14 protein-coding genes are annotated in these 14,681 nt (G+C 51.0%); 4 read left to right on the top strand and 10 right to left on the bottom strand.

The genetic code is table 11. The features are described from left to right. Positions 1-77: 77 nt before the first annotated feature. Positions 78-518 carry a helix-turn-helix transcriptional regulator gene (locus H6750_00810; protein ID MCB9772851.1) on the top strand — a complete coding sequence of 147 codons (441 nt, stop codon included), beginning with the start codon at positions 78-80 and terminating at the stop codon, positions 516-518. A gap of 428 nt (positions 519-946) precedes the next feature. Here the strand turns inward: H6750_00810 and H6750_00805 are convergent, their stop codons facing one another. Further along, on the bottom strand, positions 947-1,444 hold the full coding sequence (locus H6750_00805; GenBank protein ID MCB9772850.1) for a PDZ domain-containing protein: 498 nt from the start codon (positions 1,442-1,444) through the stop codon (positions 947-949). A gap of 887 nt (positions 1,445-2,331) precedes the next feature. On the opposite strand from H6750_00805, the gene H6750_00800 reads away from it, so the two are divergent. Then, on the top strand, positions 2,332-2,721 hold the full coding sequence (locus H6750_00800) for a cytochrome c (GenBank protein MCB9772849.1): 390 nt from the start codon (positions 2,332-2,334) through the stop codon (positions 2,719-2,721). A 220-nt stretch (positions 2,722-2,941) separates the two neighbouring features. On the opposite strand, the gene H6750_00795 is transcribed toward H6750_00800, so the two are convergent. From H6750_00795 to H6750_00760, 8 genes are all read right to left on the bottom strand, one after another. Then, positions 2,942-3,256: a phosphoribosylpyrophosphate synthetase gene (locus tag H6750_00795; GenBank protein MCB9772848.1), complete on the bottom strand. Its 315-nt coding sequence runs from the start codon at positions 3,254-3,256 to the stop codon at positions 2,942-2,944. A 102-nt stretch (positions 3,257-3,358) separates the two neighbouring features. Beyond that, positions 3,359-5,770 carry a phosphoenolpyruvate synthase gene (gene ppsA / locus H6750_00790; GenBank protein ID MCB9772847.1) on the bottom strand — a complete coding sequence of 804 codons (2,412 nt, stop codon included), beginning with the start codon at positions 5,768-5,770 and terminating at the stop codon, positions 3,359-3,361. Positions 5,771-5,822: 52 nt separating this feature from the next. Then, positions 5,823-6,206 (bottom strand): hypothetical protein, encoded by a 384-nt coding sequence (locus H6750_00785; protein MCB9772846.1) that lies wholly within the window; start codon positions 6,204-6,206, stop codon positions 5,823-5,825. A 74-nt stretch (positions 6,207-6,280) separates the two neighbouring features. Beyond that, positions 6,281-7,711: an RtcB family protein gene (locus H6750_00780; GenBank protein ID MCB9772845.1), complete on the bottom strand. Its 1,431-nt coding sequence runs from the start codon at positions 7,709-7,711 to the stop codon at positions 6,281-6,283. A 250-nt stretch (positions 7,712-7,961) separates the two neighbouring features. After that, positions 7,962-8,396 carry an archease gene (locus tag H6750_00775; protein ID MCB9772844.1) on the bottom strand — a complete coding sequence of 145 codons (435 nt, stop codon included), beginning with the start codon at positions 8,394-8,396 and terminating at the stop codon, positions 7,962-7,964. Between the two features lie 186 nt (positions 8,397-8,582). Beyond that, entirely contained in the window at positions 8,583-8,777 is a 195-nt protein-coding gene (locus tag H6750_00770) for a dodecin domain-containing protein (GenBank protein ID MCB9772843.1), read from the bottom strand. 73 nt (positions 8,778-8,850) lie between these two features. After that, complete coding sequence (locus tag H6750_00765) at positions 8,851-9,252, bottom strand: cytochrome c (GenBank protein MCB9772842.1); 402 nt, start codon at positions 9,250-9,252, stop codon at positions 8,851-8,853. A gap of 63 nt (positions 9,253-9,315) precedes the next feature. After that, on the bottom strand, positions 9,316-9,693 hold the full coding sequence (locus H6750_00760; GenBank protein ID MCB9772841.1) for a cytochrome c: 378 nt from the start codon (positions 9,691-9,693) through the stop codon (positions 9,316-9,318). Between the two features lie 58 nt (positions 9,694-9,751). On the opposite strand from H6750_00760, the gene H6750_00755 reads away from it, so the two are divergent. Further along, positions 9,752-10,147 (top strand): hypothetical protein, encoded by a 396-nt coding sequence (locus H6750_00755; GenBank protein ID MCB9772840.1) that lies wholly within the window; start codon positions 9,752-9,754, stop codon positions 10,145-10,147. Positions 10,148-10,459: 312 nt separating this feature from the next. On the opposite strand, the gene H6750_00750 is transcribed toward H6750_00755, so the two are convergent. Next, positions 10,460-11,107, bottom strand: a complete 648-nt coding sequence (locus H6750_00750; protein ID MCB9772839.1) for a superoxide dismutase family protein — start codon at positions 11,105-11,107, stop codon at positions 10,460-10,462. Positions 11,108-11,496: 389 nt separating this feature from the next. Between H6750_00750 and H6750_00745 the strand changes: the two genes are divergently transcribed. Further along, positions 11,497-14,601, top strand: a complete 3,105-nt coding sequence (locus H6750_00745) for a PAS domain-containing protein (protein MCB9772838.1) — start codon at positions 11,497-11,499, stop codon at positions 14,599-14,601. The last annotated feature ends 80 nt before the right edge of the window (positions 14,602-14,681 follow it).

Here is a 14,681-nt window from a genome sequence, read left to right as displayed (position 1 = left end):
TTACTTGCACCTTGACCCTCATGCTAGTTATGATAAGTAACTAGTTACAAAAGTAAAGTAGGTACTATAAAGTAACCATGAAATTGCCTCCCAGTTCCTTCGGATGTCCGTTGGATTCCCTTCTTCGTGTTCTCGCCGGACCGTGGACGATTTACATCCTCTGCCGCCTGCATAACAATGGGGAAACCCGTTTTGGCGAGATCAAGCGCCAAATGCCGGGCATTTCCTCAAAAATGTTGACGGAGCGGTTGCGATCGTTGGAAAGGGCTGAAATTATCTTTCGTCACCAAGCCCCGACCATTCCTCCCCAGGTGACCTATGGGCTCACGCCAGAAGGCCGGGAACTCACCACGATTCTTGATCAAATTAATACATTAGCCGGCCGATGGCAGGATCTTGAGACCAAAAAGACTGCAAACACCAACATTCAGGGGAAAGAGACAAAAGGAAGAAAAACGGTAACTCAGTATTCCAGGATTCCTCCCTCCCAAAAGGAAAAAACTGAACGGAAAAAATAGGTACACATTATTTTCTCCAAAGATTCTTTTGGTCTTGGCATTCAACCGGACATGAAAAATTTTCCGCGGGAATGTGAGACAACTCTCAGTAAAATCATTCTGAAAGTTATCTGCCGAGTAAGCCTCCTCACACAATCACTTGCTGGAAGGAATGCGTAATATCCTCGTGGGGCTTTGAGTGTCGTGGAAAGGTGATTTACCTCAAATCGAGGGCATGTATATCGGGCCAGACCCGGACAGCTTTCGCTGGAAATCTTCCTGAGTTGATGATTCTCACAGAAAAAAAGGAATGCAGCTGATAAAATCGAAAGGGAGAGAGATGAAGGAATCCGGATAGAAAAGTACTTATCTTGTTTTTGAAATCCTGCCAACTCCGGTTTTTGAAGTGTGAAGTCCGCTCCTGATTTCAGGAAGGAATCCTAGCCGGTTTAGCTTTTTTCAACCCGGACAAAGTGAAAGTTAATTCCCCCGCTGATACCCTGGTTGTCGGGGTCAGACGGTTCATAGGTTGCCACGGAAAAATTTTCTGTGGGCAACGCGTCCTTTAGAGCCAGGCCGAAATCCTCCAGGGTGGTCACCTCGACAGAATTAATTTCCTTGATGAGGGCCCGGGGTTTTATGCCGGCAAGGGCCGCAGGCTTTCCCCCGATCACCTCAAAGACGACCACGCCTTTTGCGCGCTCTAAGCCCAGAAAATCTCGTATTTCCTCGTCCACTTCTCCGACGATGATGCCGAAATCTTCTCCCAGTTTTATAGCCTGTTCCTTGGTCATGGTGTGAGAAGCGGTTTCAGCGTGAAGCAGATAGGGGGTTCCCAACGAGAAAGCCAAGATCATGCTCACAATCACCCCTTGACCGACGTGAACAAATCGTCTGCCGAGCCGGTGGATTCGAGGTTGGATAGTCGGACGAATCATGTTCATCATTACCTCCCTTATAGCCGGACAGATTCCTGCACGAATTGGTTTACCCAAATAAAAAAGAATTTTACTTCTTGATCAAATTCATGAAGGGCGCTGTTTTTAGGCACACGAATCACCGGAATCCATGGGGATGTTGCGTTAGTCTACGCCTGAATAACGGAATCATCCTGGCGGCCAAGCACGGTCCGCAAAAGAAGCCGGCCAGGATCATGGCCATGAGTAAGTACTGAAAGCTAAGTTCTCCGAAAATTTCTACCATCGGCAATTCCCTTTCCGGTTTTCATGAGACCACTCGAAATGATAAGAAGAATGAGGTGTCTAGACCAAGACCTCTTCTTGATTAGAAGTCATATTACTCTTTTCCATTTGTCGGGTTTTCAGAAGATTGAGATCAACAACATGGCCACAATTGAGACATCTCCCTATTTCAATTTCTAGAAATTGCCCGTCCACGTTAAAAACACTGTCTCTCACCATGAATCCTCTGCAGCGTTCGCATTCTCCCATTTTGTCACCTTCAGTTAAATTATAAACATTTTGTCTCGGCCCTCTTTATTGGTTAAGATAAGTAACTAGTTACTAAAGTAAAGTAGGTACTATAAAGTAACCAATGGAAATCTCCTGAAAGTCCTTTTAATGTTAACTGGGTTCCCTTCTGCGGAGCCGGGAAATTCGACGATAGGGCCTCCGGACCGGTGGCATAAGAACGGGTAGGTCGGACTAGACGGCTCAAACGGCACAGGTCCGGTATGTCGCTAAAAACTTGGCGGATCGATTAGAGGAATGCACTGATTCTTCGAGGGCAGGATGGTTGACCAGATGGCTAACTCCAATTTTCGAAGCCTGTATGACGAACTTGACGTTGGGTGATTCAGTTGGAAAATACTCTGATGGGATTGATCAAAATGGGCGGGATGGGTCAAAACGGTTTTGGGGGAATGCTGGCTTTTGTGTTGATGGTGGCTTTTTGTATCGTTGAACCCGGCAAGATCACAACTGCACAGGAAATCGAAAGGACGACCCCTTCGGCCCCGCCATTAGAACGCATACAACAGGGTAAGGCCTTATATGAGGGGCTTGCCCGGTGCGTCCATTGTCATGGTCAGACCCCTTTGCGACGTCCCCTCACCCGACAAGAACTTTTTTCCATAATTAAATTCGGTGTGCCAGGGACATCCCATATGCCTTTTACCTATCTGCTTTCAGATGAGCAAATATGGGCCATTGTGCAGTATCAGCTTGACGCGTGCCAAAACGCCTGTGCTGCGGACCCGTCTTAAGAGGGAAGCACTCAGGCCATTTCCCAAGTGTTAAGGAGAGGGGCACCCGATTCACGTAGATTCCGTTTCCTACATGACTGCAATCCGGTTGAATGCGCAATCGGATAGGTCAATGAGGTTGATCTAGTGAAGACCTGGAGGGGGCATAGTCAAAATCTAATTGCACCTACGAAAGGTGGAGGGCCAAGTGGAATGACGGTCATTCCGTTCGGAAGCCTTGTTACCGTTCTTCACGCATGTTGACCTTTTCCAAAAACGCCTCAAGTTCCGAATTGGCGTAGATGCCATAGGCATCGACAATGGTTCCCCGCAAACCATCATGCGTTTCGACGGCATACACCACCGACTCATCATCGGGATCACTGATGCCTTCAAACCGATGATGCTCACGGATTGTGAGTTCTTCCGGTTTGAATGTCTTTCCGCTTTCGACAGCACAAAAGGCATGATGAAGAAAGGCAAAGTTGGTGGTAAAGCCCCGGCTCCTTAGTCCCTTTAACGCTTCGGTCATGGTCATATATTCAGGATGTGACATGGGTTCTATGGCTCCTTTCTCTTTTCGTGGCTACGTGGGGGAGTGATAGCCCCGTTCTTGGGTCACCATTTCGAAGGAGGCGCCTTTGGATCAATTCTTATCTCAAGCCTGTTCCATTTCCAGAATTTTGACCGTGGTTTTGAGGATAGCATCGGGATTCAAGGAGATGCTGTCGATGCCCTGCTCCACAAGGAACTGCGCAAACTCGGGATAGTCACTGGGGGCCTGGCCGCAGATGCCGATTTTTCGCCCTTTGGTTTTGGCGGCCTTTATGACCTGGGCGATGAATGTTTTGACTGCGGGGTTACGCTCATCAAACACATGGGCCACGATTTCTGAATCCCGGTCCACTCCCAGCACCAACTGTGTCAAATCATTTGAGCCGATGGAAAACCCATCGAAGATCCCGGCAAATTCTTCGGCCAGAATCACGTTGCTCGGAATTTCGCACATTACATAGACTTCCAGACTCTTGTCGCCACGCTTCAGTCCGTGTTTGGCCATCTCCTCGAGAACCTTTTTGCCTTCCTCAACTGTCCGGCAAAATGGAATCATCAGCTTCACGTTGGTGAGCCCCATCTCCTCCCTGACTTTTTTCATGGCCTGACATTCTAAGGCAAAGCCCTCCCGGTAACGGGGATCGTAGTAGCGGGATGCGCCACGAAATCCGAGCATGGGGTTCTCCTCTGTCGGTTCGTACTTCTGGCCGCCAATTAAATTTGCATATTCGTTCGACTTAAAGTCGCTCATGCGGACAATGACGTCTTTCGGATAAAAGGCTGCCCCGATCATGCCGACCCCTTGAGAGAGTTTGTCGATGAAGTATTGTTTTTTGTCGGGATACGCAGTGGTGAGACGATCAATCTCAGCTTTCACGGCGGCATCCTTTATGTGGCCATACTCCAGCAAGGCCAAGGGATGGATTTTTATGAAGGTGCTGATAATAAATTCCAGGCGTGCCAACCCGACGCCGTCATTGGGAATGCCGGAAAGCGAAAAGGCTTCTTCAGGATTTCCGATATTCATCATGACTTTGGTGCGGGGGTGACCCAAATTTTTTAAAGAAACCCGCTCGACATCAAACGGGAGCCGGCCTTCATAGACGAAGCCGGTGTCCCCTTCCGCACAAGACACCGTCACCGATTGCCCGTTCTTGAGGGCGTCGGTCGCCCGCTCTGCCCCGACAATAGCCGGAAGGCCGAGTTCCCGACTGACGATGGCCGCATGGCAGGTTCGTCCTCCTCGATTGGTCACGATGGCCGACGCTTTTTTCATGATCGGTTCCCAGTCCGGATCGGTTTTGTCCGTAACCAACACGTCTCCTGCTCGAAAGTCCTGAAGGTGTTGGACATGGGTGATGACCCGAACCGGGCCCTGCCCGATTTTCTCTCCCACGCTCCGGCCTTCAATGAGAACCTGTCCTCGCTTGGTCAGGTGATAGGTTTCCATCACATCGGGATCTTTTCTGGACTGAACCGTTTCGGGCCGGGCTTGAACAATAAACAGCTCTCCCGTCTGTCCGTCCTTGGCCCATTCGATGTCCATGGGACAAACCCGGCCTTTCTTCGCGCTATAATGGTCTTCAATGAGGCACCCCCATCGGGCCAACGTCAGAATTTCCTCATCGTTCATGGCAAAACGGTTGCGGTCATCGGGGGAGACCGGCACGTTTTTGACCATTTTGCTCCCTCCGATATCATAAATCAGTTTGAATTCCTTGCTTCCCGCAATTTTATGAAGAATCGGTTGAAACCCCTGCTTGAGGGTGGGCTTAAAGACATAATACTCATCAGGATTAACGGCGCCTTGCACGACATTTTCCCCAAGCCCATAGGAGGCGTTGATTAGAACGACATCGGGGAATCCCGTTTCCGTATCAATCGTGAAGAGCACGCCTGCTGTGGCCAGATCGGAGCGCACCATTTGTTGCACGCCGATAGACAGCGCGATTTGGAGATGGTCGAACCCTTTATCGACTCGATAAGAAATGGCCCGGTCGGTGAACAAGGACGCAAAGCATCGCTTGCAGGTTTCAAGGAGCGCCTGATGGCCTTGCACATTGAGATAAGTTTCTTGTTGTCCGGCAAAACTGGCATCCGGTAAATCCTCCGCTGTCGCGCTGCTCCGTACGGCGACGTCGGCTCCTCCGGTTGATGGGGTACTTAATCGGTCATAGGCCTCTTCGATGGCCTGTTCCAATGCTGGAGGAAGGGTGGCACCAATAATCGCCTGTCGGATTTGTCGCCCTCGTTGACGGAGGTTGGACATATCCCCGGTATCCAGATCGCCCAGGATCTGTTGTATTTTTGAGTCGAGTCCGGCCTGACGAAGCACATAGCGATAGGCCTCAGCCGTGATGGCGAACCCGTTGGGAATCCTGACCCCCTGGGGAGTCAGCTCCCGGTACATTTCGCCAAGAGAGGCATTTTTGCCTCCCACTCGATTGATATCCTGTAAGCCAATTTCTTCAAACCAGAGGATGTAGGATTCAGTTGTTGAGGCAGGCGGTTTCATACCAGGGACGTTCCTTGTTTATATTTCAAAACCAATAAAAGGGTACTGCCCCTTAATACACATCATAAGGGTCAAAGGCGGCCATAGCCGTACCCGGTGCCGGCCGACCGGAAAGCGAAAGCTTTTTCCCGCAATTGGGACAGGTGAATTGTTCAACCTTCGTTTCATTTGAATAGTGGCTGCTTGCCATCACCTGAGGGGGCCATGTGCAGTGACAGAGTTGAAAGCCGAGGGATTGCCCCATAGCCGCATGACCAACCTGGATCGTCCGTTCCGCTTCTTCAATCTTTTTTTGAATGGCTTTTCGTGGTTCGCCTGCCGGCAGTTGATTGTTCGCGGAATGGACGAGGGCAATCGCCTCCTTTAAGGTGGTCAACCCTTTCGTGAAGGCTTCTAAGATCTTGAGAAGACTCTGTTCTCGTTGAGCGTGATCCATAACAAATTCCCTTTGTGTTGATGAATGATGCGAATGCGATGCCCTGGTTGTAGTCGTTTGAGATTGTCGAGTCCTTATCCTTTTATACAGATTAAGGGGCGCATTTTCGCTACCTTGCGGGCCAAGTGCGCCTGTTCAGCCGCATCGACCACGGCGGTGACGTCTTTATAGGCACCCGGGGCTTCCTCGGCGACCCCTCGTGCGGATGGACTTCTGATCAGGATTCCCTGAGCCGCTAATTCTTGAATCACCCGCTGACCTTTCCATTGTCGGGTGGCTTGGTGTCGACTCATACTGCGTCCTGCTCCATGGCAGGCGGACCCATAGGCCAGATCCATGCCTTCCTCCGTTCCGACCAGAAGATAAGAGGCTGTACCCATGGTTCCACCGATAAGAACCGGTTGACCGAAGGCTTGGAGATCAGGAGGGATGGCCGCATGTCCCGGACCAAACGCACGCGTGGCACCCTTTCGATGGACAAAGACGCGCCGAATCCGGCCGCCGATCTGATGCTCCTCCATTTTGCAGGTGTTGTGTGACACATCGTAGAGCAGCGGTAGGGATGTCTGAGGAAAGATCTCCGAGAAGGCTTGACGCACTAAATGCGTGACGATTTCACGATTGGCTAAGGCACAATTGATCGCCGCTCGCATGGCCCCTAAATATTCCTGGCCCAAGGGGGAGTCGATCGGGGCACAGGCCAGTTCGCGGTCCGGCAACGTAATGCCAAACCGGCTTGCCGCCACCACCATTTTCTTGAGGTATTCGGTGCCGATTTGATGCCCAAGCCCTCGAGATCCGCAATGAATGCTGACCAGGATGTCCCCGGAATGAATACCGAGCTTTTCCGACAGAGGATCGTGATAAGTTTCCACGACCTCCTGAATTTCCAAATAATGATTCCCTGATCCTAGCGTGCCCATTTCGTCCTGCTGGCGTTTCTTGGCCTGATCAGATACGTACGCGGGTTTTGCCCCTGTCATGCAGCCGTGCTCTTCAATGTGCGATAAATCTGTTGCCGTCCCATAGCCCCGGTGAACCGCCCATTGGGCGCCCCCGGCGAGCATGTCATCCATTTCCTTGGGTTTCAGATGCAATCGACCGGTACTCCCCACACCAGCGGGCACCTGTGCAAATAAGAGGTCTGCCAGTTTGTCTTTCACAGGCGTGATATCGTCCGCACGTAGACCGGTATAGAGGGCCCGTACGCCGCAGGAAATATCAAACCCCACACCGCCGGCAGATACCACACCACCCTGTTGCGGATCGAAGGCGGCGACTCCGCCTATGGGAAACCCGTAGCCCCAGTGAGCATCGGGCATGGCAAACGAGGCCTGGACAATTCCCGGGAGTGTGGCCACATTGACGACTTGTTCATACACCTTCAGATCCATGTCACGGATGAGTGACTCATCTGCATAGATAATTCCCGGCACGCGCATAATTCCCTTCTGAGGAATGTGCCACTCATACGCAGAGACACGGGATAAGAGATTCAGGTCCATACGGTTTGTCGGACAAAAAATGGTGAATCAATGGGTACGTTGACAGCGTCGGCTCAGCATGCATGCTATGTTCAACGGACAAGACCAGGAGCCTGTCGGACTTCGGAAGAATCGGCTACAAAAGTGCCTCGGCGGTCCATATTCCACCGCTTTCTTGGCCTATAGTCCCACTGTGGGGGGCTGCAAAACCGTCAAAATCTGGGCTCGCTCAGCCGTTTTTCGCTTTCGATCTCCTAAGTCCGAAAGGCTCCTAGACATCCACGACACATTGGGCAACCCAGCCGTTTCCCTCAATCTTCCTGACAGATAAGGCGGTATAGGTGGCCCCTTTGATTTCTACGGCTGGTTCATGTTTGATACGATCGACTGGTTCCCCTCGCGCAATGGCTTTGAGGTGATGGTCCATGATCGTGACGTCAAACCGGCCGAATACCATGTGACCGCATGCCATTTCATAAATGAGGGCATTCAGCCAATCAACCAGTAATAGCTCATCATCCGGCGCATCGCAGGTGAAATGGCGCTCCAGCCGAGGATCAACCTGTTGGGGATCCGTCACGACAGCCGTCAGAGCTACGGCTACCTGTTCAAAAGCTTGGGGCTTGGTGATTCCAAAACCACGAATTCCCATATCCGCCTCATGGGGAAAATGCTCCCACCCTCTTGAAGACTCAAGGCCGTCCATGTGTGTCATTGGCCGGTTGTCAGCCTGAGCTTCAAGCAAAGGACCTGTCCCCAGGTTGACGGAAGCATAACTCAGCCAAATCCTTGGATGAACCTTGCCCTGAGCCCCTTCGGCTGCGCTCAGGGCAGGCTTGCCGAATGGGTCAGCATGACAAGGAGCAGGAAGCCATCGGCCTTTTGTTTCTGCCTAATCCAGCAGAAAAGATATGTTGGCGTTAATGCGATATTTGGTGATCTTGTTGTTTTCCACTTTGGCTTCCATGTCCTTAATGTAAATCGATTTAATGCCATGCACGCTTTTGGCTGCTTTGGTCACGGCGTACGAAGCCGCATCCTCCCAACTCTTGTCTGATTCTGCTAACACTTCGATCACTTTTAACATGTCTGACATGGCTGAACCTCCTTAATGTGAAAATGAATGATAACCCAATGACCTGAATACAGTGGTTGAGCTGTTATCCCTGCCTCTCTGTGGAAGGATGAAGTTTGGCGATGGGATTAAAGGGAGCAAGGAATCTGATATATCGCAAGACATCCCAGCGCTCATCTTCCGTCAGACGCTCTGACCACCCATGCATAGGAGAAAAGACGGCTCCAAAGGTGATCACATTCATTAATTCCCAATCGGTTTTTGATCGGGATTCCAACGAGTGAAAATTCGCGGGCTGTACCAACAGGAATTGGGTGTCCGGCCCATCACCGGCCCCTTTTTCTCCATGACAATTCGCGCAATGCTTTTCAAACAGGATTTTCCCATTCTGAGGGTTGCCTGGAACTTCCTGACTGAACGCCAGAATGGGCCAGGCCATGATGAGGATCAAACTGAGAAACCCAAGGTATTGGTGTGGGTGATGCATGATGTCCTCCTGCTCGCTTATCTGTAGGGATATTCATCTATGGACGGTCAGAGTCTTCCTCTCTTATGGCTCCTGAATAGATTCCAGGTACGACAACAGTTGCCAGATCCGCCCTCGCACTTGGTCGGCCCACTCTGTTTCAATCGAGACTTCATCATCCGGTATCCGGAACCATATTCCAAACACCGGCATATCACGCGTGCCATGACTTGGAATGTGATCGCGCCCATCGATCGTGCGGTACGCATGCCAAAAGGGGAATGTCCCACCATGATTGGCTGATAACCTGGTCAGATTTGCCGGCTTGGGCTTTAAAGATTCAGATAGAGGACCGTCCCCCTTGGCCTGGGTTCCATGACAGGATACGCAGAATTTTTGAAAGAGCTGCCTCCCTCCGGCTATGACATCCTGCTCCTGAGCCCATCCCGAACTCATTCCCATCCACAGGATCAGCAAGGCAAGGCTCCCATTCCGCAGGAGAAGACTAAGCAAATGATTCATGGGGTATCCTTTGGGTGTGAAACATTCAGGCAACCTCTTGAGCATGTTTGGGAAAGGATTTATGTTGGCGCATTTTGCGATTGGAAAGGGTTTGCGAATCAAAAATTTCCCCGCAATTCACACATCGCCATTCATAAATCCAAACAGTCTTATGAATATTTTCCATATTCAGACAGGTATCCATAACCATCAACCCATGGCAGCGGGAACAATCCATCATGTCACCTCCCGGTATAAGTTTTTCTCAAGTGATGTCCCTAAAGCAATGAATGTATTAATCCCTCATTCGAACCATGCTGCTCACTATGTGAGCGAGGGTGAAGAGAGATTCGATAACAAAGAGGATCTATCAAACCTTATGCCAAATCCGGAATATGGAGTGAGGAAGGAATAAATGTTGAGAAAATAAGGAGAGAAAACGGTGCCAATCCCATTGAGAATAGGGCGAAACCATAAATAGCCAGCGAGGAAACATTGAACCGCAAAATTAGTTAACGTGACATGGCACGGCCGAGAAAAGTTCGGGGAAAGATGCAAATGTCAGTGGAACCGCCACCGAACTGTAGCATCTTTCCCCAGAGCTTTCGAACTATTGGTCCCAGTCTTCCTCACCCTTGATCCATTCGACAAATAAAAAAATATCTGTCCGTGACAGGTTATCGAACAGGACGTATGGAGGAAGATTCCCGCCAACACCGGATACTTGTTAGCGATCATGCCGATCAGGGCGAGTGACCGGTTCGATGATGCCGCAGGCATCCCGGGGGCCACCTGCACAGCCCGCAACCAATTCATCCTCGCCCACCAGGTCACAATAGAGGTCGGGGTTGGTGTGGATGATGAAGGCACTGCCCGCATCGTCTCCCGCACCCTCATCAAAAATACTGAGGCGCCCCTCTGAGAGGGTAATACGGTTCGTGGTGGTATGCATGACACCTATCCCGTTGCGGACTTCAATATTCACAAGGTCTCCCATATGAAACGGGTGATTGAAATGAGGGCTGTCCGGTGCGTTGGGGTTGCCGCTGTAGAGGTCAATGGCTCCTGGATCATGATGGCCTTTGGCCGCGCTGCATGGTGTACATGCCGCGGCTTCATGGATATGGACCGCATGTTTGCCATCCGACAATCCCTTCACAAACATCGAAACTTCCACTTCCTTAATGCCTTCTTCAGTGAAACGTTCTTTCAGGGTCGCTCTTCCCTGGATAGCGGAATCGGTACAACCAGCGATTTCGGCCGCGGCCTTCTCGACCCCCTTGTTGAAAAGCCTCTTGGCATCCGCGTCTGAGTGACCGAATCCCACCATCGCAAGGCAGGCAACGAACCCCCCGAACAGGCATGAAGACTTCATGGTACACCTCCCTGGAAGAAAAAATAAAAAAACAGAATGGTACATCTGAGAATGTTCCCAGAGGTATAGGGAATCAGAGAGACCAGGGTAACTCAAGCGCACTATGGCTTGAACTAGGGTATGCCCTAGGAAATAAGAAAAATTACCCTGGTAAGAAAATCATGACTCACTCCTCATGACGGTTAGGATATGGCGTGTCTCTGTCCTCCTCAGGGTGTGGTGAGCGGGAACCCAAACCGGAAGCTGCCGGAAATGAATGCCCGATGCCATACATCGCAGGGTGAGTGAGGGGCAGAGACAAAAAGGGCTGTACCTTTTGAGCCAAAATCCCTATGATTCGGACTTCTGTCCGGGTGCTTGTCTACCTTACCCCTAGGGGAAAAGCTTGCATGGGTACTCCAATAAAGCCCAATTCATTCAAGGGGAAACCTGCAAAGCCAACTAAAAAAAAGGTTCCTGCAAAGAAGACCCCTCCTGGAAATTCGGGTAAAATTTCATCAAAAACCTTACAATCCAGTCCCAAGCCTCCAACCCCGCTTAAGAAAAGCCCTCGTTCATTCAAAGCCCGGAAACCCCAGACGGCCTTTCCGATAGTGGGAATCGGAGCCTCGGCCGGGGGACTTGAAGCCTTTGAGGAGTTCTTTACCCGGATGCCTTCCGATAGCGGATTGGCTTTTGTGGTGGTTCCCCACCAGTCTCCCAGCCATATCAGTTTGCTTCCTGGTCTTTTGCAAAAATGTACCACCATGCCGGTGATGGAGGTCGCAGATGGTTTAGTGTTGAAGCCCGATACGGTCTATCTGGCTCTGGCCGGAAAAAACCTGGGATTGCTCAACGGTCGGTTGCAATTAATGGAACCGGCCTTGCAAGACCGACTGCCCTTACCTATCGATTACTTTTTCCGTTCCCTGGCGGAAGATCAAAAGCATCGCGCCATTGGAGTTATTTTGTCCGGGACGGGGTCCGATGGCGCATTGGGTCTTAAAGCGATAAAAGGGGAATCGGGTATGACGATGGCCCAGGAGCCGCAGTCTGCCAAATATACCGGGATGCCACAAAGCGCTATCGCGACCGGAATCGTCGATTATGTCTGCTCTCCGACACAGATGCCCGAGCAAATTCTGGCCTATATCCGAGGTCCCTATCTGACGCCTATGGCATCGGGACCAGATGAAGAAAAAGATGTGGGACCGTTTTTACAGAAAATGTTTGTGCTCCTGCGTGATCGAACCGGCAATGACTTCTCCCTGTATAAAACGAATACGGTTCGCCGCCGTATCGAGCGACGGATGAATGTCCATCAGATTGAGAGTCCCAAGCAGTACCTGCGTTATTTAGTAGAAAATCCACACGAGTTGGATGCGCTGTTTCAGGAAATTCTCATCGGCGTCACGAGCTTTTTCCGGGATCCTGCAGCCTTCGAGATTCTGGCGCATCAGGGCCTCCCGATACTCCTGAATTCTAAATCGGATGGGGATCTCGTCCGGGTGTGGGTGCCCGGCTGCGGAACCGGCGAAGAAGCTTATTCGCTGGCCATCCTTCTTCGGGAATATATGGCGGACCGGAAGGTCCGGTTTCATGTTCAGGTATTTGGGACTGATTTGGACGCCCAGGCTATCGAGGTGGCTCGGAAAGCAATCTATCCGGCGGGGATCGCGAATGATGTAACTCCGAAACGGTTGGAGCGGTTTTTCATAAAAGAAGACAGTAATTACCGTGTCAAGAAAGACATTCGGGATCTCGTGATCTTTGCACAGCACAATCTGCTGGCCGATCCTCCGTTCACGAAGCTGGATCTCCTTTCCTGCCGCAATCTGCTTATCTACTTAGAGGGGCGAACGCAGCGGCGCCTGTTTCCGCTCTTTCATTACGCGTTGAAAGACCCAGGCCTGCTGTTTCTGGGGTCTTCAGAAACGATTGGGGATTTTGAGGAAGGGCTCTTCGAGACCGTCGATCGAAAGTGGAAAGTCTATCAGCGCAAAGCCGGAGCGACTGATCGAACCAGCCTTGAGGGGCTCCCGGTCGGCGGAATCAAAACGGAACGCGAGAGTCTGGTTGGTGTGGACCGTTCACGACGCGATCCGGCCCCTTCCATCCCTGCCATGGTCGAAACGATGTTGTTGGAGCAATATGCTCCGGCCTGTGTCTTCGTCAATGAACGAGGGGAGGTTGTCTATATCCATGGACGGACCGGCACCTATTTAGAACCGGCGCCGGGGCAGCCGAACCTTATCCTGCTGAACATGGCCAGGGAAGGGTTACGTTATGATCTGGCGACTGCCCTGCATGAAGCAACGATCAAGGGTAAGGAAATCGTGCGACAGGATGTTCACGTGAAAACCAATGGGACCTTTGTGTCGGTGGATCTGGCGGTCAAGCAAATTGATGAGCCGGAACCCTTGCGAGGGCTCTATCAAGTGACCTTTGCTTCCAAGCCGGAAGGGCCTTCCGGTAACCTAAAGGGGAAAAAGAAAGCTTCCGCTAAACCCGCTAAACGCGATGTTGCGCCATCACCAGGCATCCTTCAAGAATTGGGCTATACGAAACAACGGTTGCAACGCACCATTGAAGCCCTGCAAACCTCGAATGAAGAGCTGAAATCCACCAATGAGGAACTCCAGTCCACCAACGAGGAATTACAAAGCACCAATGAAGAACTGGAGACGTCCAAAGAGGAACTGCAATCATTGAATGAAGAACTGGTGACGGTCAATGCCGAATTACAAGGCAAAATCGACGAACTGTCCGCGACAAACGATGATTTGGATAATCTGCTCAACAGCACCCAAATTGCTACGGTCTTTTTGGATAATGATCTGAACATCAAACGGTTTACGCCGGCGTCCAAAAAGATCATCAATCTCATTGCCACCGATGTCGGCCGGCCACTGGCGGATATTGCCTCGAAATTAAGTGGCGAACGGCTGATCGAAGACGCTCAAACAGTTCTTCGCACGCTCGTGTTTCACGAAGGGGAGATTCAAGCCAGCGGTGGGGCATGGTATATCATCAGAATTCTTCCCTACCGGACTGCCAGGAATACCATTGATGGTTTAGTCCTCACTTTTCTCAATATCACCGAAGTCAAAAAAGCAGAAATCGCCGCACGAGAGGCCCAGGAGTTTGCCGAAAGCATTATTCAGACTGTCCGTCAACCGCTGATGGTCTTAGATGGGGAATTACGAGTCGTGAAAGCCAATCAGGCCCTTTACCACATGTTCCATCTTGCCCCATCAGAGGTGGAACAGCAATTTTTGTATCAGGTGGGGGAAGGGGAGTGGGATATTCCCGCATTGCGCCGATTACTCGAGGAGGTTCTCCCCCAAAACAGCAAATTTCAAGACTTTCGCATCGAGCATGCGTTTCCACGTGTCGGGCAACGGTCTTTGGTCTTAAATGGACGCCGTCTCGAACAGGAGCCTGGTAAGCCGCGACTGATTTTTCTGGCCATGGAAGATGTCACGGAGGAACGGCAGAATCTGAATGCCGGATAACGCAAGCGGGGGAATGTCTAGATTTCTGCCAACCCCCTAATTTGTCAGCGGGGATCCATCTGAATTCAGACAACAGGGGT

It is taken from the genome of Nitrospiraceae bacterium, from assembly GCA_020632595.1.
In the GTDB taxonomy this organism is placed as follows: Bacteria; Nitrospirota; Nitrospiria; order Nitrospirales; family UBA8639; genus Nitrospira_E.
The sequence above is the reverse complement of the archived record's forward strand: the minus strand, read 5'-3'. Positions and strand labels throughout refer to the sequence as shown.

Bases quoted from the DNA above. Each gene is read 5' to 3' on its own strand.
- H6750_00805 (MCB9772850.1), bottom strand. From the start codon at position 1,444: ATGATGAACATGATTCGTCCGACTATCCAACCTCGAATCCACCGGCTC.
- H6750_00800 (MCB9772849.1), top strand. From the start codon at position 2,332: ATGGGATTGATCAAAATGGGCGGGATGGGTCAAAACGGTTTTGGGGGA.
- H6750_00775 (MCB9772844.1), bottom strand. From the start codon at position 8,396: ATGGACGGCCTTGAGTCTTCAAGAGGGTGGGAGCATTTTCCCCATGAG.
- H6750_00770 (MCB9772843.1), bottom strand. From the start codon at position 8,777: ATGTTAAAAGTGATCGAAGTGTTAGCAGAATCAGACAAGAGTTGGGAG.
- H6750_00765 (MCB9772842.1), bottom strand. From the start codon at position 9,252: ATGCATCACCCACACCAATACCTTGGGTTTCTCAGTTTGATCCTCATC.
- ppsA (MCB9772847.1), bottom strand. From the start codon at position 5,770: ATGAAACCGCCTGCCTCAACAACTGAATCCTACATCCTCTGGTTTGAA.
- H6750_00755 (MCB9772840.1), top strand. From the start codon at position 9,752: ATGGGGTATCCTTTGGGTGTGAAACATTCAGGCAACCTCTTGAGCATG.
- H6750_00760 (MCB9772841.1), bottom strand. From the start codon at position 9,693: ATGGGAATGAGTTCGGGATGGGCTCAGGAGCAGGATGTCATAGCCGGA.
- H6750_00795 (MCB9772848.1), bottom strand. From the start codon at position 3,256: ATGTCACATCCTGAATATATGACCATGACCGAAGCGTTAAAGGGACTA.
- H6750_00785 (MCB9772846.1), bottom strand. From the start codon at position 6,206: ATGGATCACGCTCAACGAGAACAGAGTCTTCTCAAGATCTTAGAAGCC.
- H6750_00750 (MCB9772839.1), bottom strand. From the start codon at position 11,107: ATGAAGTCTTCATGCCTGTTCGGGGGGTTCGTTGCCTGCCTTGCGATG.
- H6750_00780 (MCB9772845.1), bottom strand. From the start codon at position 7,711: ATGGACCTGAATCTCTTATCCCGTGTCTCTGCGTATGAGTGGCACATT.
- H6750_00745 (MCB9772838.1), top strand. From the start codon at position 11,497: ATGGGTACTCCAATAAAGCCCAATTCATTCAAGGGGAAACCTGCAAAG.
- H6750_00810 (MCB9772851.1), top strand. From the start codon at position 78: ATGAAATTGCCTCCCAGTTCCTTCGGATGTCCGTTGGATTCCCTTCTT.